Source organism: Massilia scottii (assembly GCF_030846495.1).
GTDB lineage: Bacteria > Pseudomonadota > Gammaproteobacteria > Burkholderiales > Burkholderiaceae_D > Telluria_A > Telluria_A violaceinigra.
The window spans coordinates 161,517-180,918 of sequence record NZ_JAVCWM010000003.1; the positions used below are offsets into that span (position 1 = coordinate 161,517).

Genomic DNA, 19,402 nt, shown 5'->3' on the forward strand with positions numbered 1-19,402 from the left:
CGCCTTACTTGTACTGGTACAGCGGCTGGCGAATCAGGATCGGCAGCACGTCGAGGCGGATGTTGAAGACCGAATAGGTATCCGAAATGGCCGACATGTAGCCGATGCTGTCCTTGGTGCGGCTGAAGCGGAACTCGAAGCCCAGTTCCGGCTGCAGGTCGCGCGGGCTGCCGAGGGTCAGGCCGATGGCGTCGGTCTGGTCGCTGTCGATCAGGCGGTGCATCAGGTCCACCACCGTCGTGTTACCGAGAATATCGGCAAAGAACAGCGGGCCGCGATAGTAAGGCCTGGCCGAATCGAGCTTGTTGGCCAGCTTCTCGCGCGAGGGCGTAAATACTCCGCTCAACAGGTTGAAGCGGTCGCCGTTATCGAGGTAACTCAGTTTGGCGTTACTCACGTTGAAGTCGCCCGGCGTGAAGGTGGCGCCGTTCAAATCGATCAGCAGCGCGCCCTTGTAGCCGAGGACTTCGACATCGCGGTTGCCGTGAATGATCATCGAGGTATTCTCGTCGATCCCCAGCCCCATCTTGTAGCCCTTGGCCAGCATGGCCGGCAGCATGCGCCCGAAGCGGCCGCGCACCAGCAAGTGCTGGTCCACGAAAACGTCCTTGCCGATGAAGCCCAGGCCCGGCGACAGTTCCATGCCGTCGGCCACGCCGCGCTTGAGGGTCGAGAGCACCGAACTGGCATCGTAGAACATGGTCTCGCTCATGATCGCCGCGCCCGCGCTGGTGCCGGCGATGACGCCGCCGTTGCGGTACATGGCCCACAGCGCGTCGAGCATGCGGGTGCTGCTGCCATCCTTCTTGCGCAGCGCTTCGGTGATGCGGGCCTGGTTGCCGCCGACGAAATAGGCGCCATCCGCATGGCGCACCGCAGCGGCCAGCACCGGGTCGTTGGCCGCGACCCGGTAGTCGACGCCTTCGAGCTTGACGGCGACCGGGACGAAAAAGGCGTCGGCGCCGTAGGAATTGAGTACTTCGACGTTGTTCTTGCCGGCGACATCCGGGCTGGCCGAGGCCGAGCCGAAGACGGCGATGCGCGCACCCGGACCGCCCGCCAGTTCGACGATGCGTTTCCAGACCGCCGCGTTCTCGCCGCGCAGCGCGCCGCCGATGATCACGAGCGAGCCTTTCGGTCCGCCCGGCGGCACGCCGGGCGCCGGCGCGGCCACTGTCGCTGCCTGCACCTGGCCTGCCGCCAGCAGAATGAGGAACAGCATCTGGATATAACGGCGGGCCAGGGTCGACATCGGTATTTCTTCCTTTATTTGAATGAGTAGTTCACGCTCGCGAAAGCACTTCGGCCGCGCGGATCGGTGTAGGTTGGATCATACCCCGCGAGAAAGAAATACGCTTGATTCGAGAACGGCGGTGCACTGTCGAGCAGGTTGAGCACACCGGCGCGCAGCTTGAGCTGTTTGCTCATGTTCCAGCTGGCCGTCATGTCCCACAAGGAGTACGCCTTCACCCGGCGCGACGGCAGCAGGGTATTGGTCGACGGATCGTAGGTCGTATTCTGGTCGGTGTACGACGACGAGTACTGATTGGCCAGGGTGACCCCGACCGGCCCGCGGTCGAATCCGAAGCTGATCCTGTGGCGCCACTTCTGAATCACCTGGTCGTTCAGGAACAGGCCCAGATTGCTGCGGTCCGGCTCCAGCGGGCCAAACTGGCGGTCGTATTTCAGCACCAGGGTACCGCTCATATTGATGCTCAAGCGCCCCATCTCCGCCGCCGCACTGCGGTAGTCGACGCCAAGGTCGATGCCCGAGGTCCGCAGGCGGCCCTGGTTTTCCTTCTGCAGCAGTATATTACTGATGTAGCCGTCGCTGTCGCGCTGAATGTATTTGCCGTTGTACTTGTCCGGATTGTCGACGATGATTTGCTCGCCCAGGGTGCTGATCACATCGTTTTTCCCGATACTCCAGTAGTCGAGCGTCACATTGAGCTGTTTGCCGATATCGAAGGCGCCGCCGAGCGAGAACTGCTTCGACGTTTCGGGCTGCAGCGCAGGGTTCGAGCGGCGCTCCACCGACCATTGATCGGTGCAGTTATTGAGCGTGTCGAGTCCCGTCCTGACGCACTGCTGGTCGGTCAGGAAGCTCGCCGCGCTGCCGAAGGTGGTCGGGCGTTTCAGGTCCGCCAGCGACGGCGCGCGAAAGCCCGTGCCGGCCGAGGCCCGCAGCAGCACGCTCGCCAGCGGCTGCCAGCGCACGCCGATCTTCGGATTCGTGGTCGAACCGACTTCGCTGTAGTCGTCGTGGCGCAGGGCCAGCTGCAGTTCGAGCTGTTTGGTGAAAGGCGCGTTCATTTCGGCGAAGACCGAATACACCTTGCGGCTGTCGCTGGTGGCGGTCAGCGCGGCCGACCCGGTGCCGCGGTCGCCCGCGATGTTATTCGACAGCAGCAGGGCCGACGGGGTGAAACCGGTCGTCTCGCGGCGCGCCTCGGCGCCCACGGCCAGCGCCAGGTCGCCGCCACCGAGCGTCATCAGACTGCGCGACATCTTGCCGTCGACCGCAGTCGAGACGCCCTTCGACTTGCGCGCTTCATCATTGACCATGATGCTGTCGATCAGTTCACGCCCGGCCTGGCCCGATGGTCCGAAAGGGTTGATCGTGCCGGCCCTGACGCCCGCCTCGAAACGGTCGAACAAGACGTAGCCGTCGACGTATTTGTCGACCGCGCGGTTCTCGGCGCGGCTCAGGCCAGCATCGTAATCCCAGGCCCCAACGGTCCCGCTGGCGCCAACCACGATGCGCTGGGCGCTGCTGGTGACTTCATTGGTGCGGTTGCCGGCCTCCGTCATGCGGTAGCGGATGCCGCTGAAGGTCGCCGGCAGGCCGGCCCCGGCCAGGGCGCTGGCGTATGGCGCCGGCAGCAGGCCGACCGGCAGATTGCGGATGCGCTGCGGATTCGGACTGAGGACATAGCGGCTCTCGGCCCTGGACTGCACCAGTTCCGCGAACACCTGGTGGCCATCGGCGACCTGGAAGCTGGCGCGCCCGATGAAGCCGATCTTGCTCGCCTCCGGATACAGCTCGGTGTCCTGCATGTAGTCGTAGCTGCAGGCCAGCGGGCCACCCGGGCCCTGGGGCGCGTACACGGTGGCCGGGCCGTTGCAGGTCGGCGAACCCGGATTGATGCGGGTCGCGCTGCTCCCGGCCGGCAGCAAGCCCTTGGCGATCAGCGCATTGCGCTGGGCGGCGGAGATATCGATATTGGCCGGATAGGTATTACTGGACATCAGCGCCGGCAGGCTTCCCGCCAGTGGGCGCTCCTGGATGAAGTCGCGCTGGGTGGAGCGCAGCGGCTTGAGCTTTTGCACATCGAGGACGCCGAACACGTTGTAGCGGTCTTTTTCCAGGCTGCCGATGCCGCCGCTCAGGCTCGCGGTGCGCTTGCCGGCGCCGCCCTCCTGGGTGGCCGCGATCGAGGAATTGAGATCGATACCCTGATAGTCCTTGCGGGTGATGAAGTTGATGACGCCGCCGATGGCATCGGTGCCGTAGATGGCCGAGGCGCCGTCTTTCAGGATCTCGACCCGCTGGATCGCCCCGGCCGGGATATTGTTCAGGTCCACCCCGGCGTTGTCGCCCGGCGAAGCGAAGTTGGCGAGGCGCCGGCCATTGAGCAGCACCAGCGTCGACGACACGCCGATCCCGCGCAGATTGGCGCCGTTGAAGCCGCGCTGGCCCGAGGTGCCGTCGGTGATGCTGGCGCCGTCGGACAAGGGCGCCGTGTTGGCGCTGATATTCTTGAGCAGCTCGGCGGCGGTGGTTACGCCACTCTTGTCGATGTCTTCGCGCCGGATCAGCTGTACCGGCAGCGCCGTCTCGTTAGCGAGGCGCTTGATGGAAGAACCCGTGATCTCGACCCGCTGCAGCTTGGCCGGATCGGCGTCCTGGGCCCAGGCGGCGTGACCGATCATGCCGAATGCTGCCGTCAACGCCACGCCAAGTGCGCTGCGGCGCGGCTGCTTTTTGCCTTGCTGTCTCATATTCCCTGCTCCTGTTGGTTATAGCTTGTTTTTATGGGTGGTACGCTGCCTGGTCTTGCCGGCAGCCGGCGTGCCGCCGTCCAGCCAGGCCGAAATGGCGTCGGTCAGGCGCGCGGCCTTGGCGACGTTGTCCTTGTTCGATACCATCAGCGAGGCCACCAGCGCTTCGATGACGGCCAGCGCCGCGCTGGAACTGCTCGGCAGGATCGGATGGGTGGCCTGTGCGTACAGCACATGGCTGGCCAGTTCCGCCAGCGCGGAGGCCGGCGAATCGGTGATCGACACGATGCAGGCGCCGCGCTCGCGCGCGAAACTGGCCAGGCGGATCGCGTCGATCGAATAGCGCGGGAAGGAGATCACCACCACCACGTCCTTGTCGGTCACGTGCGCCAGGTTGCCGGCGGCGACCTCGGTGCCGCCATGGGTCACCACGTCGATCACGTGCGGACAAAACGGCTGCAGGTGCAGCGACAGCATGGCCGCCAGATGGGCGGACAGGCCGAAACCCATGACGTAGACGGCGCGCGCGGCGGTCAGGCGCTTGACGATCTTTGCCAGCTCGCCCGTATCGAGCGCCTGGCTGCTGGCCAGGACGTTGGCGGCGGCGTGTTCCAGGCTGTCGATGGCCGGGGCGGCGGCCCCGCTGGCGCGCACCATATTGCTACGCAGTTTGTCGACCGGCTGCAGCACCGATTGCAGGGTCGCGGCCACTTCGGCGCGCATGGCGGCATAATTCTTGAAGCCGATGTCGCGCACGAAGCGGCTGATGGTGGCGGTCGACACATCGCAGCTGTCGGCCAGTTCCTCGATGCCGATGGCGGTCACCCGCACATGGTTGCGCAGCAGGTAGTCGGCGATGGCGCGGTGCGAAGCGGAGCCCTCGGCCAGCACCTTGAGCAGCGCCTGGCCCAGCGACGATTGTGCAAAGACGATGGCTGGCGACGCGAAATCGCGGCTGCTGTCGGGAGAAGATTTTTTCATGGAGGACCTGGAAATGATATGTAAGGCGAGTATGTAAATTTTTTTACGTTTTTTAGCAAGCTGCAAATTTTCGTTCTGAATGGACTCTAACCAGATCGCATTCAAAACTCAACAAATTTCTGAAAATTTATTTACACCGATTTACCGCATGAAAAAAATAATACATAATCAATGTGTGCCACACTGCTGTTTTCTGTAACCTCACTGCCGCCGCGGCACCCCGACCATGCAAGCAAAAACCCATCGCATTTCCCTTGAGGACAGCAGCATGTCCTCGCAATTGGCCAGTTTCCATTTCGGTGCGCCCGGCGCCGGAAAGAAGGTGTATATCCAGGCCGCCCTGCACGCCGATGAAGTGCCCGGCATGCTGGTGTCCCAGTTCCTGCGCACCGAGCTGCTGGCGCTGGAGGCGGCCGGCAAGATCCGGGGCGAGATCGTCCTGGTCCCGGCGGCCAATCCGATCGGGCTGGCCCAGGCCATCCACGGCGCGCCCTTCGGCCGCTTCGACCTGTCGACCGGCACCAATTTCAACCGCGCCTACAAGCATGTGGCCGAGGACCTGAAAACCTCGCTCGAGGGCCTGCTGGGCCCCGACGCCGATGCCAACGTGGCCCTGATCCGCGCCCATGCGCGCGATTCGGTCGGCGCCTGGCAGCCGAAAACCGACGCCGACGCGCTCAAGAAGATCCTGCTGGGGATGGCCATCGATGCCGACATCGTGCTCGATCTGCACTGCGATAACGAGGCGGTGCTGCATATATATGCAGGCACGCCGCTGGCCGAGGCGGTGGCGCCGCTGGCGGCGCTGATGCAGGCGCACTGCGTGCTGCTGGCGCTCGAAGCGGGCGAGGAGCCGTTCGACGAGGCTTGCAGCCGCCTGTGGTGGGACCTGGCGGCGCACTTCGGACCATGCTTTCCGATTCCCGCGGCCTGCCTGTCGACCACCGTGGAGCTGCGCGGCGAGATGGAAGTGAGCTACGAACTGGCCGAGCGCGACGCGCGCGCCCTGCTGCAGTTCCTGGCGCATGCCGGCGTGCTGGCCGTGGCGCCGCCCGAGCTGCCCGAACCCCTGTGCGCACCGACTCCGCTCGAAGGGGTGGAGCCGATCGCCGCGCCGCATGCCGGCGTGGTGGTGTTCCTCAAGCAGCTGGGCGATAAGGTCCTGGCCGGCGACGCCATCGCCGACCTGGTCGAACCGGTGAGCGGACGCACCACCACCCTGCGCTGCAGCGTCGATGGTGTGTTCTTTGCCCGCACCGCGCACCGCCATCTGCTGCGCGGCATGGCGGTCGGTAAAATCGCAGGACCTGTGGCTTTCCGCGCCGGAAAGCTGCTGAGCCAATGAAACTGCGCATCCCCAATACCTTCGTCCTGCTGTTCCTGATCCTGGCGATGATCGCCGTGGCCACCTGGCTGGTGCCGGGCGGCCAGTACGAGACCGTTCTGGTCGATGGCAAGCCGCGCATCGATCCCGGTTCATTCCACTACGTGCAGAGTAATCCGCAGGGCTTCGTGGCGCTGATGATGGCGCCGATCAAAGGCTTCAAGGAAGCGGCCCAGATCATCGGCTTCGTGCTGATCGTCGGCGGCGCCTTCGCGGTGCTGCAAAAGACCGAGGCGCTCGATGCGATGATCCGCAGCGTGGCGCGCGCGCATACGCATTCGGCCTTCGTGCGGGCGATGCTCATTCCGGTGTTCGTGACCATCTTCTCGCTGGGCGGGGCCACGTTCGGCATGAGCGAGGAGTCGATTCCGTTCGTGCTCATTTTCGTGCCGCTGGCGCTCGCCCTGGGCTACGACTCGATCATCGGCGTGTCGATTCCCTTCCTCAGCGCCCAGGTGGGCTTCGCGGCCGCCTTCCTCAATCCCTTCAATGTGGGTGTGGCGCAGAATATCGCCGGGATCGAGATGTTTTCGGGCGTGGGCTACCGCCTGATCGTCTGGTTCGTGGCGACCGCGATCACCATCGCATTCCTGATGTGGTACGCGGCGCGCATCAAGCAGGACCCGACCCGCAGCCCGACCTACGCGCTCGATATCGACAAGCGCAAGGAAAGCAGCGACGCCCTCAGTAACCTCACCGGCATGACGCGCACCCACGGCACGGTGCTGCTGCTGTTCGTCGGCTTCATGGCCGCCATGGTGGTCGGCGTGATTCGCTACGGCTGGTACATCAACGAGATCGCCGCGCTGTTCCTGGTGATGGCGATCGTGGTCGGCGTCATCGGGCGGCTCGACAGCGACGCCTTCGTGGCCGCTTTTCTGCACGGTGCGCGCGACCTGGTCGGCACCGCGCTGGTCATCGCCCTCGCGCGCGGCACCATGATCCTGGCGCAGGATGCCAAGATCATCGACACTATGCTGCATTCGCTGGTGCCGCTGGTGCAATCGTCCAATCCGGTGTTCGCCGCGCAGAAGATGTTCATTATCCAGACGGTGATTAACTTCTTTATTCACTCGGGGACGGGACAGGCCGCGCTGACCATGCCGATCATGGCGCCGCTGGCGGACCTGGTGGGCATCACGCGCCAGACCGCGGTGCTGGCGTTCCAGCTCGGGGAACTGACCTTGCCGATGATTCCGACGTCGGGCGTGACGGTGGGGGTGCTGGCACTGGCGCGCATTCCGTGGCTGACCTGGGCCAAGTGGATGGTGCCGCTGCAGCTGGGGTATTTCGTGATGGCGCTGCTGTTGCTGATTCCGCCGTGTTTGATGAACTGGAGTTGACTCCCGTCGTTCCGGCCACCACATTCAAAACCGTCGTTTCTGCCATTGGCAGAAACGACTTCCCGCGCCAAGGCGGCACTCGGCGGGAACGACGGGCGCGTTTAACTGACGTAGATATTCGGAAAATACCGCTCCATCAGCGACTCCGGCCGCTGCGGGGGCGTAAATCCGAACTGCGCGTACAGCGCATGCGCGTCGCCCGTGGCCAGCATCAGCCTGCGCAGCCCCTTCAGACTCGGATGCGCCAGCACCGTCTTCATCAGCTCCTTGCTGTAGCCGCGCCCCCGGTACTCGGGAATCACAAACACATCCACCAAGTTACCAAAAGTCGCAAAATCGGTGATCACCCGCGCAAACGCCACCTGGCGCCCGTCCACGTACCCCCCGAAACACAGGGAGTTTTCGATCGCGCGCTCCACTACCGGTCGCGAAATGCCGATGGCCCACGTCGACTGCTCGCTGAGGAAGCGATAAATCAACGGAACGTCGAGCTGCGAGCGGTCGGTACTGATCTGTAAATTGGACATGGCTGGACGCATCCCTTTAAAAGAAACAATTCTACCTTCGTTCGCCGCGAGCGCAAGGGCCGCGCGTGAATTCGGAACACCTGTGCAACCCCCAACAGGAATTGCCCGCAGCCCGCTTTCCTTGTTTATAATCAGGTAACGCAAAGGAACTCTTCACATGACCGCACAACTTTCAAAGAAGGGCGAAGCCTGGTCGGCGCGCTTTTCCGAACCTGTCTCCGACCTCGTCAAACGCTACACCGCTTCCGTCTTTTTCGATAAACGCCTGGCCCTGTTCGACATCGCCGGTTCGCTCGCGCACGCCGAAATGCTGGCCGCCCAAAACATCATCAGCGCCGGCGACCGCGCCGACATCGAGCGCGGCATGGCCCAGATCAAGGGCGAAATCGAAGCCGGCAGCTTCGAATGGCTGCTCGACCTGGAAGACGTCCACCTGAATATCGAAAAGCGCCTGACCGAGCTGGTTGGCGACGCCGGCAAGCGCCTGCACACCGGGCGCTCGCGCAACGACCAGGTGGCGACCGACATCCGCCTGTACGTACGCGCCGCCATCGACGACATCGTGGTGCTGCTTAACGCCCTGCGCCTGGCGCTGACGGACCTGGCCGAACAGAATGCCGACACCATCATGCCCGGTTTCACCCACATGCAGGTGGCCCAGCCGATCACCTTCGGCCACCACATGCTGGCCTACGTCGAAATGTTCGGCCGCGATGTCGAACGCATGCAGGACACCCGCAAGCGCGTCAACCGCCTGCCGCTGGGCGCCGCCGCGCTGGCCGGCACCACCTTCCCGATCGACCGCGAACGGGTGGCGCGCACGCTCGGCTTCGACGACGTGTGCCACAACTCGCTCGACGCCGTCTCGGACCGCGATTTCGCGATCGAGTTCTGCGCCGCCGGCGCCCTGATCATGACGCACATCTCGCGCATGTCCGAAGAACTGGTGATCTGGATGAGTCCACGGATCGGCTTCATCGACATCGCCGACCGCTTCTGCACCGGGTCGTCGATCATGCCGCAAAAGAAAAACCCGGACGTGCCGGAACTGGCGCGCGGTAAAACCGGCCGTGTGTACGGCCACCTGACCGGTCTCCTGACCCTGATGAAGGGCCAGCCGCTGGCCTACAACAAGGACAACCAGGAAGATAAAGAGCCGCTGTTCGACACCGTCGACACGCTGGTCGACACCCTGCGCATTTTTGCCGACATGGCCGGCGGGATCACGGTCAAGCCGGACGCGATGCGCGCCGCCGCCCTGCAGGGCTACGCCACCGCGACCGACCTGGCCGACTACCTGGTCAAGAAAGGCCTGCCGTTCCGCGATGCCCACGAAGCCGTGGCGCGCGCCGTGCGTGCCTGCGACGACCTCAAATGCGATTTGTCCGACATGTCGCTCGATAAGCTGCGCGAGTTTTCGCCGCTGATCGGCGACGACGTGTTCGCGGTGCTGACGCTGGAAGGCTCGGTGGCGGCGCGCGACCATGTGGGCGGCACGGCGCCGCGCCAGGTGCGCGCGGCGATTGCCCGTGTGCGCGCCCAGCTGGCCGGGTAGACGCAGTACCATCAGTGACCTGCGTTCCGGGTGGGACGCGAGCGAGCATCCCACCCTGGTCGACTGGCGCACGAGACGCCGGCGACTGTGCTTGTTTTTGAACATATTGTTTGAAACTACTGGAGATACCAGCACCATGCTCATGTCACTTTTCATCCCGCTGTCGCGCGCGATCGATGCTCTCAACGAGAAGATCGCCAGCGTCGTCAGCTGGGCCCTGCTGGCCGCGGTCGTCATTTGCGCCGGCAATGCCCTGATCCGCTATACCTTCCATACCAGTTCCAATGCCTGGCTCGAAATCCAGTGGTACCTGTACGGCGCCATGTTCATGTTCGCTTCCGCCTACACGCTCAAGCGCGACGAGCATGTGCGCATCGACGTCATTGTCGGCCGCTTCTCGAAGCGCACCCAGGTCTGGATCGACCTGTTCGGCTTTTTGCTGTTCCTGCTGCCCGTGTCGCTGCTGATTCTCTGGTACGGCATTCCCTTTGCGCGCATTTCCATTGAAAGCGGCGAAATGTCGAGCAATGCCGGTGGCCTGATCGTGTGGCCCGCCAAGCTGATGGTGCCGGTCGCCTTTGCGCTGATCATCCTGCAGGGCGTCTCCGAAATCATCAAGCGCGTCGCCTTCCTGGCCGGACGCATCGACGCCAGCTCGTTCAGCAAGCAGGTCACCACGCCGCAGGACGAGATCGAGGCGATCAAAGCCGCCAACAAGATCAGTTAGCGCAGTCAAGCAAACAGCCACTTCGGTCAGGGACACATGGAACAATTCATCATCGCCAATATAGCGCCCATCATGTTTGGGGCGCTGGTCATCTTCTTGCTATCCGGTTTTCCGGTCGCATTCTCACTGGCCGCCAACGGCCTGTTTTTCGGCCTGGTCGGCATTGAACTGGGTTTGCTCAAACCCGAACTGCTGCAGGCCCTGCCCAACCGGATCTTCGGCATCATGGGCAGCGAAAACCTGCTGGCGATCCCCTTCTTTACCTTCATGGGCCTGATCCTGGAAAGGTCGGGGATGGCGGAGGACCTGCTCGACACCATCGGCCAGCTATTCGGTCCGGTGCGCGGCGGCGTGGCGTACGCGGTCATTTTCGTCGGTGCGCTGCTCGCTGCAACGACCGGCGTGGTGGCCGCGTCGGTGATCTCGATGGGGCTCATTTCGCTGCCGGTGATGCTGCGCTACGGGTACGACAAGCGCATCGCGTCCGGGGTGATCGCGGCATCGGGCACGCTGGCCCAGATCATCCCGCCCTCGCTGGTGCTGATCGTGATGGCCGACCAGCTGGGCCAATCGGTCGGCGACATGTACAAGGCCGCTTTCATTCCGGGCCTGCTGCTCACCGCCATGTACACGGGCTATGTGCTGGCCCTGTCGATCTTCAAGCCCCATCATGTGCCGGCGCTGCCGCTCGAAGCGCGCAACCTGAGTGAGCCGAACGGCGACAGCGGCGTGCGCTCGCTGCTGGTCATGGTCGCCGGCACCGTGGCGATCGCGTTCGCCGCGGCCGCCGTCCTGGCTGCGAGCCAGCCGCAACTGGCCCGGGACGAAGCGGGGATTTACTCCACCGCCGTCGGTATCATGGCCGCTTTTACGCTCGCGCTGGCTAACCGCCGCCTGAAACTCGGCCTGCTCTCGCGCATGGCCGAACGCGTGGTGTTCGTGCTGGTGCCGCCATTGGCGCTGATCTTCCTGGTGCTGGGGACGATTTTCGTCGGCATCGCCACGCCGACCGAAGGCGGCGGCATGGGCGCGATGGGCGCCATCCTGCTGGCCTTGCTCAACGGCCGCCTGTCCTGGGGCCTGCTCAAGCAAGCCATGAATTCGACCACGCGCCTGTCATGCTTCGTCATGTTCATCCTGATCGGATCGACCGTGTTTGCACTGGTGTTCCGCGGCGTGAACGGCGACCTGTGGGTCGAACACCTGTTGACCAGCCTTCCGGGCGGCGTGAACGGCTTTCTGCTGGTCGTCAATATCATGTTCTTCGTGCTTGCCTTCTTCCTCGATTTCTTCGAGCTGGCCTTCATCCTGGTGCCGCTGGTCGGGCCGGTAGCCCACAAGCTGGGCATCGACCTGGTCTGGTTCGGCGTGCTGCTGGGCGTAAACATGCAGACCTCCTTCATGCATCCGCCGTTCGGCTTTGCGCTGTTCTATCTGCGCTCGGTGGCGCCGAAAGAGGTCAAGACGTCCGATATTTACTGGGGCGCCATTCCGTTCGTGGTGATCCAGGTGATCATGGTCACCCTGATCATCGCCTTCCCGCACCTGGTCTCGGTCGAGAAAAAGGTCGACATGGAAGAGCAGCTTGAATTGAAACTCGATGCCCCGGCCGGCGAAGCGGAATCACTGACGCTGCCCGCCGCCGACGCCGACCAGAAGGATGAAGACAGCACCCCGGAGCTGAACTTCTCGACCGATACCGAAACCGACCCGAAAAAGAAATGAGCGCAATGAACATTGGTGGCAAAAGCATGGACGAGGCGCTGGCCGCCCTGTCCGACATGAGCGGCGGCCTTGAGCCGATCGGCAAGGAAGAACACGAGCAGCGCATCGGCAAGGCCCAGGCCTTCATGCGCGCGCAGGGCATCAGCGCGGTGTTCCTGAACGCGGGCACCAACATGCGCTACTTCACGGGCACCAAGTGGTACGCCAGCGAACGCATGGTCGGCGCCATCCTGCCCGCCACAGGCAGCCTCGAATACATTGCGCCGGTGTTCGAGGAAGGCTCGCTGACCGACTTCATGCTGGTCAAGGGCAAGGTCAATTGCTGGGAGGAGCACGAGAGCCCCTACCAGCTGTTCGTCGACGTGTTGGGCCGCATGGGCATCGCGCCCGATGCGGCCGCGCCGCCGCGCATCGGCATCTGCGAGAGCGCCGCTTTCTTCATCGCCGACGGCATTGCCCCGCTGGCGGCGGGCTACGCGCTGGAAAACGCGAAAACGGTCACGGCGTTCTGCCGCGCGCGCAAGTCGCCAGCCGAAATCGCCCTGATGCAGCGCGTGAAGGACATGACGCTCGAAGTGCACAAGGCCGCCGCCAGCATCCTGCACGAGGGGATCACCACCGTGGAAGTGAGCGACTTTATCGCGCGCGCGCACCGCAAGGTGGGTGCGCCGGGATCGTACTTTTGCATCGTGCTGTTCGGCGAGGCGACCGCCTATCCGCACGGCGTCAGTTATGCGCAGACCCTGAAGCCGGGCGAGGTGGTGCTGATCGATACCGGCTGCCAGCTGCATGGCTATATCTCGGACATCACGCGCACCTACGTCTTTGGCCAGATCAGCGAGCGCCAGCGCTTTGTGTGGAATGCGGAGAAGGCGGCGCAGCTGGCCGCGTTCGCGGCCGCGCAACTGGGCGTGCCATGCCGCGAGGTCGATGCGGCGGCGCGCGCCTCGCTCGAAGCGAACGGCTTCGGTCCCGGCTACAAGCTGCCCGGCCTGCCGCACCGCACCGGCCACGGCATCGGCATGGATATCCACGAATGGCCTTACCTGGTCGGCAGCGACAGCACGCCGCTCGACGTCGGCATGTGCTTCTCGAATGAGCCGATGATCTGCATTCCGGGCGAATTCGGCGTGCGCCATGAAGACCACTTCTATATGACCGAGACGGGACCGAAGTGGTTTACGGAACCGGCGCACACGATCGACGATCCGTTCGGCATGGGCCGCTGAAGTCGCCCTGCCGGCGCGCCGGACGCCACGATGGCGGTCCGGCGCCACATGAAATAGTGCATTGCGGACAATACAATATCCTTTGCCGGCTGTTCAGACTTCATCGCTTTCGACCCGCCCTGCATGAAACAGTGTTGCAAAGAAGTATAAAAACGCTGGGTTGTTACAAAATAAACAAACCTCCACGTTTATTTGTTTCCGCTAATCATCTACTATCTCTGGTTGTGGACACACCGGGATAATTTCATGCAAGAGCAACAAGTACTCGACGCAGACGTCGCGACCGACGCTGCCGTCGATCTGGACGAAAACATGTCAACCATCCAGCTTGATGTTGCTGGCGATGAAGGAAGATCGGGCGTCTCCGTGGCCACGGCCAGCACCGCGCTGTTGTCGAGCGCGGTCCTGGCGGCCTGCGGCGGTGGCGGCAGCTCGCCCGCGCCGGCTGCGCCGCCGATGATCCTGCCCGGATCGACCATGCCGGCGCCGAACGTGCCGATCCCGGCGCCGACGCCCGTTCCGACCCCGGTAGTGCCAACGCCGGCCGGTCCTGCGCCAACTGTTCCGACGCCGACTGTCCCGACACCGGCTGTTCCGACGCCGGGACCGGCCGTTCCGACGCCGACACCGACTGCGCCGACACCAACGCCGGCCGTTCCGACACCGACCCCGACCGTCCCGACGCCGACCGCGCCAGGCCCGACCGCTCCGACACCCACGCCAACCCCGACGCCGGCTCCCACCCCGACGCCAACGGCGAACCCACCCCCCACCCCAACGCCGACCCCGACGCCGACGCCGACGCCGACGCCAACCCCTACCCCCACGCCGGTGGAAAAAATTGGCGCCGCCGAAGCCTCGCGCTTCCTGGCACAGGCGTCGATGGGCGCCACGCGCGAACAGATCGCCCGGGTGCAGCAACTGGGCTACGCCGGCTGGATCAACGAACAGATGGCCATGCCGCGGTCCCAGTCGCGCTGGGATTACCTGGTCGCCAAGAAATTGAACGGCGTCGAATCCAAGAACTCCGAAGCCGGCCACGATGCCGCTTTCTGGCGCAAGATGGTGGTCTCGCCCGATACCCTGCGCCAGCGCGTCACCCTGGCACTGTCCGAAATCCTGGTCGCGTCCCTGAGCGGTTTCAACGCAAGCTGGAGTAATTTTTCCAGCGCCGCCCACATGGACTTGCTGGAAACGCATGCCTTCGGCAACTACCGTACCCTGCTGCAGCAAGTATCGCTGAGCGCACCGATGGGCGAATATCTGACCTATCGCGGCAACCTCAAGTTCAACCCGGCCACCGGCGCCCTGCCCGATGAAAACTATGCGCGCGAAGTCATGCAGCTGTTTACCATCGGCCTGGTGCAGCTGAACAACGACGGCACGCCCAAGCTCAACGGCGGCGTGCAGCAGGAAACCTATACCCTGGAAGACATCACCGGCCTGGCCCGCGTGTTCACCGGCTGGAACTACGACATGGCCGGCGCCGACAACAATTCGCCGGAATACAAGCGCCGCCCGATGATCGTGGCGGCCAACCGCCATGAAACGGGCGCCAAGAACTTCCTGGGAAGCAGCATTGCCGCCGGCACCGACGGCCTGACCAGCCTCACCCGTGCGCTCGACACCATCTTCGCCCATCCGAACGTGGGCCCGTTCATCAGCCGCCAGTTGATCCAGCGCCTGGTGTGCAGCAATCCTTCGCCCGCCTACGTGGCCAGGGTCAGCGCCATGTTCAATAGCGACAATAACGGCGTCAAGGGCAACCTGGCCAAGGTCGTGTCCGCCATTCTGCTCGATACCGAAGCGCGCAGCGCCAGCCGGGTGAGCGATCCCACCTTCGGCAAGCTGCGCGAACCGATGCTGCGCTTTACGGCATGGGCACGCGCGTTCAAGGCCAACTCGGCGACGGACGCCTGGGCGATCGGCAACACATCCGACCCCGGCACGCGCCTGGGACAAAGCCCCGGCCGCTCGGGCACGGTGTTCAATTTCTTCCGTCCCGGCTACGTGCCGCCCAACAGTGCCATCGCCAATGCGCGCATGGTCGCGCCGGAGTTTCAGATCACCAATGAATCGACCGTGGTCGGCTATATCAACTATATGCAGACCGTGGTCAGCAAAGGCGTGGGCGACGTCAAGGCCGACTACAGCGCCCTGCTGCCGATGGCCGACGTGGCCGATACCCTCGTGGACGAGCTGAACGTGGTGCTGGTGGCGGGACAACTGGCGCCGGCGACGACCAACCTGATCAGGGGCGGGATCGATTCCATGCCCAAAGGAACCAACGCCGCCCGCCTGAACCGCATCTACGCCGCCCTGGTGCTGGTGCTCGCATCCCCCGAATTCATCGTCCAGAAATAGGAGCAGCCATGCAAAATAAAAATGGAACCAACGCATCGCGCCGCGCCTTTCTACAACGCGCTTCCGCGCTGTCGGTCGCCGGCGTTGCCGCGCCGTGGGCAATCAACGTCGCCGCCATGGCCGAGGCCAGTGCGGCCACGGCCACCGACTACAAGGCGCTGGTCTGCGTGTTTCTGTACGGCGGCAACGACTATGCCAACACCGTCACGCCCTACGATCCCGACAGCCACGCGAAATACCAGTCGTTCCGCCCCAGCTTCGCGCACAGCCGCGCCGCGCTGGCCGCGACCGCGCTGAACCCGACCGTGGTGCCGGTGGACTCGGCCGGCTTCCAGCACCAGTACGCCCTGGCGCCCACGCTGGCGCCACTGATGCCGCTGTTTAACGACGGGAAACTGGCGGTGATGCTGAACGTGGGCAATCTGGTACAGCCCACCACCAAGCTCCAGTTCACCAACAAGTCCGGCCGCCTGCCGCCGAAACTGTTTTCGCACAACGACCAGCAATCGGTGTTCCAGTCGTCGTCGCCGGAAGGCGCCACCTCCGGCTGGGGCGGTCGCATCGGTGACCTGTTCCAGGCGAGCAATACACACTCGACCTTTACCTGTATCAACGTTTCGAACAATGCGGTGTTCTTGTCGGGTAATACGGCGGTGCAATACCAGGTGTCGCCTAATGGCTCGGTGCCGCTGGCGGGACTCAAGAATGCGTTGTTCGGCTCGCCAAGTTCCTCGGCGGCGCTGCGCACCTTGATGACGCAGCAGCGCAGCCACATGCTGGAAAACGAATACAACCGCATCGGCAAGCGTTCGATCGAAGCCAACGAAGTGCTGACCGGGGCCCTGAGCTCGACGCCGGCGCCGAAAACGGCGTTCCCGGCCGCGAACAACCTGGGCGACCAGCTCAAACTGGTCGCGCGCATGATCGCCGCCGGCCCGACCCTGGGCGCGAAGCGGCAGGTGTTTTTCGTTTCCATGGGCGGCTTCGACACGCACGACGGCATGCTGACCAATCACCCGGCGCTGATGACCAGACTGGGCGACGCGATGGCGGCGTTTTACGCGGCGACGGTGGAATTGGGCGTGGCCGACAAGGTGACCACGTTCACCGCGTCCGACTTCGGACGCACGATGGCGGGCAATGCGGACGGCTCCGATCATGGCTGGGGCAGCATGCACTTCGTGATGGGTGGCGCGGTCAAGGGCAAGCGCTTTTACGGCACCGCGCCGGTGGTGGCCAATGGCGGACCGGATGATGTCGGCCAGGGGCGATTGCTGCCGACCACGTCGGTCGACCAGTTCGCCGCCACGATGGGCGCGTGGCTGGGGGTGTCGAACAGCGAATTGCTGGCGCTGTTGCCGAATCTGGGGAACTACAACGCCAGTACGCGCAATCTCGGGTTCGTGTAAGGCCACAAACCGCAAGTCCGTCGTTCCCGCGCAGGCGGGAAGTCGTTTCTGGCAATGCCAGGAACGACAGCTAGAGCCAATCACCCCTTCTTCATCACCAGCGTCAGAATGTCATAACTGGCCACCAGTTCATCGTTCTGATTGGTGACCTGCACATCCCACGCCACCACGCCCTGCCCCACGCCCTTGTCGTCGGTGCGGTTGCGGTCCACCTTGCGCTTGCACGTCAGGCGCGCGCGAATCGTGTCGCCGATGGCCACCGGCGTGATGAACCGCAGATTATCCAGCCCGTAGTTGGCCAGCACCGGCCCCGGTGCCGGCGACACAAACAGCCCCGCCGCCGCCGACAGCACAAAGTAGCCGTGCGCGATGCGCTTGCCGAACTGCGAATCCTTGGCCGCGATCTCGTCGAAGTGCATGTAAAAATAGTCGCCCGAAATCCCGCCGAAGTTGACGATATCGGCCTCGCTCACCGTGCGCCGGTGCGTGAGCAGCGAGTCGCCCATCTGCAGTTCCTCGAAATACTTGCGGAACGGGTGCAGGGCTTCCTCGCGCACGGCCGCGCCGCGCACATACTCGCCCGTGATCGCCGCCAGCATGGTCGGCGACCCCTGCACCGCGGCGCGCTGCAGGAAGTGGCGCACCGCGCGGATGCCGCCCAGCTCCTCGCCGCCGCCGGCGCGTCCCGGGCCGCCGTGCTTCAACTGCGGCAGGGGCGAACCGTGACCGGTCGAATCGACAGCCGCTTCACGCTCCAGCACCAGCACGCGGCCGTGCGTGGCCGCCGCCGCCGGCACCGCGCGCGCCGCAATGGCCGTGTCCTTGGTCACCAAGGTGCTGACCAGGCTTCCCTTGCCGCGCGCGGCCAGCACCAGGGCTTCATCCAGGTCCGAATAGGTCATCATCGTGCTGACCGGGCCGAAGGCTTCGATATCGTGCACGGCGTCGTTGCTCATGCCGTCGCGGCACAGCAGCAAGGTCGGCGAGAAGAAGGCGCCGTTCGCCGCGCCCTCGCCCACCGGATTGAAACCATCCCTGGCGCCGAACAGGATCTCGTTGCCGCGCGCGAGCATCGCGACCCGCTCGCTGACGTCGCGGTGCTGGTCCATCGAGGCCAGTGCGCCCATGCGCACCTCTTTCACCGACGGGTCGCCCACGACGATCTTCGCCAGGCGCTCGCGCAGGCGTTCGCCGACCGCTTCCACATGCTGCCTGGGCACGATGATGCGGCGGATCGCGGTGCACTTCTGGCCGGCCTTGCCGGTCATTTCGCGCGCGACTTCCTTGACGAACAGGTCGAACTCCACATCGTCGGGCGTCACGTCCGGCCCCAGGATGGCGCAATTGAGCGAATCGGCCTCGGCGGTGAATGGTACCGAGTGGGCGATCAGGTTCTTGTTCACGCGCAGCTTGGCGGCGGTGTCGGCCGAACCGGTGAAGGTCACCACATCGGCGCCAGTCAGGCGGTCGAGCAGGTCGCCGGTGCTGCCGATGACCAGTTGCAGCGCGCCTTTCGGCAGCAGGCCGGAATCGTCCATCATGCGCACCACCGCTTCGGTCAGGTAGCTCGTAGCGGTGGCCGGCTTGCCGATGCACGGCATCGCCGCCAGGAAGCTCGGTGCGAATTTTTCGAGCAGGCCCCAGATCGGGAAGTTGAAGGCATTGATGTGCACCGCCAGACCGCCGCGCGGCACCAGGATGTGGGTGCCGGCGAAGCCGCCGTTCTTGCCGAGGGCGAGCGCCGGACCTTCGTGCAGCACATTGCTCGACGGCAGCTCACGGCTGCCCATGCTGGCGTAGGCGAACAGGGTGCCGATGCCGCCTTCAATATCGACCCAGCTGTCCGGGCGGGTGGCGCCGGTCAGGTGCGAGATGGCGTACAACTCTTCCTTGCGCTCCATCAGATACAGCGCCAGCGATTTAAGGCAGGCGGCGCGCTTCTGGAAGTCGAGCGACATCAGGGCCGGCACGCCGGTCCTGCGCGCGTAGGTCACTGCCTCGTCGAAGTCGATTTTTTCGGCGTGGGTGTGGTAAATCAGGCTGTTATTCAGCGCGCTGTGCAGCGGCACCGATGCTTCGGCGCCAAGCCAGCGGCCGCCGATCAGGCTTTGCAGGGTAGATATGGTTTGCATTGTGTCTTCTCCAAATTCTCTGTT

13 protein-coding genes are annotated in these 19,402 nt (G+C 64.2%); 8 read left to right on the forward strand and 5 right to left on the reverse strand.

Translation table 11 applies throughout. The features are described from left to right. Positions 1 to 4: 4 nt before the first annotated feature. The 3 genes from RBA41_RS04890 to RBA41_RS04900 are packed head-to-tail and all read right to left on the reverse strand — an operon-like array spanning position 5 to position 4,983. The gene (locus tag RBA41_RS04890) at positions 5 to 1,252 is read right to left on the reverse strand and encodes a cyanophycinase (protein ID WP_306621611.1); all 1,248 of its coding nucleotides are present in this window, start codon (positions 1,250 to 1,252) and stop codon (positions 5 to 7) included. A 14-nt stretch (positions 1,253 to 1,266) separates the two neighbouring features. Next, a complete protein-coding gene (locus RBA41_RS04895; protein WP_306621613.1) occupies positions 1,267 to 4,002 on the reverse strand; it encodes a TonB-dependent receptor in 2,736 nt (911 codons plus the stop codon). 18 nt (positions 4,003 to 4,020) lie between these two features. Further along, positions 4,021 to 4,983: a MurR/RpiR family transcriptional regulator gene (locus tag RBA41_RS04900; protein ID WP_306621615.1), complete on the reverse strand. Its 963-nt coding sequence runs from the start codon at positions 4,981 to 4,983 to the stop codon at positions 4,021 to 4,023. A 226-nt stretch (positions 4,984 to 5,209) separates the two neighbouring features. On the opposite strand from RBA41_RS04900, the gene RBA41_RS04905 reads away from it, so the two are divergent. Both RBA41_RS04905 and RBA41_RS04910 read left to right on the forward strand, forming a co-directional pair. Continuing rightward, positions 5,210 to 6,328, forward strand: coding sequence for a succinylglutamate desuccinylase/aspartoacylase family protein (locus RBA41_RS04905; protein ID WP_306621617.1), 1,119 nt, complete (start codon positions 5,210 to 5,212; stop codon positions 6,326 to 6,328). Beyond that, positions 6,325 to 7,710: a YfcC family protein gene (locus RBA41_RS04910; RefSeq protein ID WP_306621619.1), complete on the forward strand. Its 1,386-nt coding sequence runs from the start codon at positions 6,325 to 6,327 to the stop codon at positions 7,708 to 7,710. The genes RBA41_RS04905 and RBA41_RS04910 overlap by 4 nt, the downstream gene beginning before the upstream one ends. Positions 7,711 to 7,811: 101 nt before the next feature. Here RBA41_RS04910 and RBA41_RS04915 read toward each other — a convergent pair whose 3' ends face one another. After that, on the reverse strand, positions 7,812 to 8,249 hold the full coding sequence (locus RBA41_RS04915) for a GNAT family N-acetyltransferase (RefSeq protein WP_099875146.1): 438 nt from the start codon (positions 8,247 to 8,249) through the stop codon (positions 7,812 to 7,814). A 145-nt stretch (positions 8,250 to 8,394) separates the two neighbouring features. Here RBA41_RS04915 and argH point away from each other — a divergent pair, with 145 nt between their 5' ends. The 6 genes from argH (at position 8,395) to RBA41_RS04945 (ending at position 17,246) form a co-directional block, all read left to right on the forward strand. Further along, on the forward strand, positions 8,395 to 9,792 hold the full coding sequence (gene argH / locus RBA41_RS04920) for an argininosuccinate lyase (RefSeq protein ID WP_306621621.1): 1,398 nt from the start codon (positions 8,395 to 8,397) through the stop codon (positions 9,790 to 9,792). A 142-nt stretch (positions 9,793 to 9,934) separates the two neighbouring features. Next, a complete protein-coding gene (locus RBA41_RS04925) occupies positions 9,935 to 10,519 on the forward strand; it encodes a TRAP transporter small permease subunit (RefSeq protein WP_374709493.1) in 585 nt (194 codons plus the stop codon). Between the two features lie 36 nt (positions 10,520 to 10,555). Then, on the forward strand, positions 10,556 to 12,244 hold the full coding sequence (locus tag RBA41_RS04930) for a TRAP transporter large permease (RefSeq protein WP_306621624.1): 1,689 nt from the start codon (positions 10,556 to 10,558) through the stop codon (positions 12,242 to 12,244). 5 nt (positions 12,245 to 12,249) lie between these two features. Continuing rightward, positions 12,250 to 13,473 (forward strand): M24 family metallopeptidase, encoded by a 1,224-nt coding sequence (locus tag RBA41_RS04935; protein WP_306622042.1) that lies wholly within the window; start codon positions 12,250 to 12,252, stop codon positions 13,471 to 13,473. Positions 13,474 to 13,719: 246 nt separating this feature from the next. Further along, entirely contained in the window at positions 13,720 to 15,837 is a 2,118-nt protein-coding gene (locus tag RBA41_RS04940; RefSeq protein ID WP_306621626.1) for a DUF1800 domain-containing protein, read from the forward strand. A gap of 8 nt (positions 15,838 to 15,845) precedes the next feature. Beyond that, positions 15,846 to 17,246 carry a DUF1501 domain-containing protein gene (locus RBA41_RS04945; RefSeq protein ID WP_306621627.1) on the forward strand — a complete coding sequence of 467 codons (1,401 nt, stop codon included), beginning with the start codon at positions 15,846 to 15,848 and terminating at the stop codon, positions 17,244 to 17,246. Positions 17,247 to 17,326: 80 nt separating this feature from the next. Here the strand turns inward: RBA41_RS04945 and paaZ are convergent, their stop codons facing one another. After that, complete coding sequence (gene paaZ / locus RBA41_RS04950; protein WP_306621629.1) at positions 17,327 to 19,378, reverse strand: phenylacetic acid degradation bifunctional protein PaaZ; 2,052 nt, start codon at positions 19,376 to 19,378, stop codon at positions 17,327 to 17,329. Positions 19,379 to 19,402: the final 24 nt, after the last annotated feature.

What these genes read in the sequence shown, in the direction of transcription:
- RBA41_RS04935 (WP_306622042.1), top strand. Translation starts at nt 12,250, where the DNA reads ATGAACATTGGTGGCAAAAGCATGGACGAGGCGCTGGCCGCCCTGTCC.
- paaZ (WP_306621629.1), bottom strand. Translation starts at nt 19,378, where the DNA reads ATGCAAACCATATCTACCCTGCAAAGCCTGATCGGCGGCCGCTGGCTT.
- RBA41_RS04905 (WP_306621617.1), top strand. Translation starts at nt 5,210, where the DNA reads ATGCAAGCAAAAACCCATCGCATTTCCCTTGAGGACAGCAGCATGTCC.
- RBA41_RS04900 (WP_306621615.1), bottom strand. Translation starts at nt 4,983, where the DNA reads ATGAAAAAATCTTCTCCCGACAGCAGCCGCGATTTCGCGTCGCCAGCC.
- RBA41_RS04890 (WP_306621611.1), bottom strand. Translation starts at nt 1,252, where the DNA reads ATGTCGACCCTGGCCCGCCGTTATATCCAGATGCTGTTCCTCATTCTG.
- RBA41_RS04925 (WP_374709493.1), top strand. Translation starts at nt 9,935, where the DNA reads ATGTCACTTTTCATCCCGCTGTCGCGCGCGATCGATGCTCTCAACGAG.
- RBA41_RS04895 (WP_306621613.1), bottom strand. Translation starts at nt 4,002, where the DNA reads ATGAGACAGCAAGGCAAAAAGCAGCCGCGCCGCAGCGCACTTGGCGTG.
- RBA41_RS04940 (WP_306621626.1), top strand. Translation starts at nt 13,720, where the DNA reads ATGCAAGAGCAACAAGTACTCGACGCAGACGTCGCGACCGACGCTGCC.
- RBA41_RS04930 (WP_306621624.1), top strand. Translation starts at nt 10,556, where the DNA reads ATGGAACAATTCATCATCGCCAATATAGCGCCCATCATGTTTGGGGCG.
- argH (WP_306621621.1), top strand. Translation starts at nt 8,395, where the DNA reads ATGACCGCACAACTTTCAAAGAAGGGCGAAGCCTGGTCGGCGCGCTTT.
- RBA41_RS04915 (WP_099875146.1), bottom strand. Translation starts at nt 8,249, where the DNA reads ATGCGTCCAGCCATGTCCAATTTACAGATCAGTACCGACCGCTCGCAG.
- RBA41_RS04945 (WP_306621627.1), top strand. Translation starts at nt 15,846, where the DNA reads ATGCAAAATAAAAATGGAACCAACGCATCGCGCCGCGCCTTTCTACAA.
- RBA41_RS04910 (WP_306621619.1), top strand. Translation starts at nt 6,325, where the DNA reads ATGAAACTGCGCATCCCCAATACCTTCGTCCTGCTGTTCCTGATCCTG.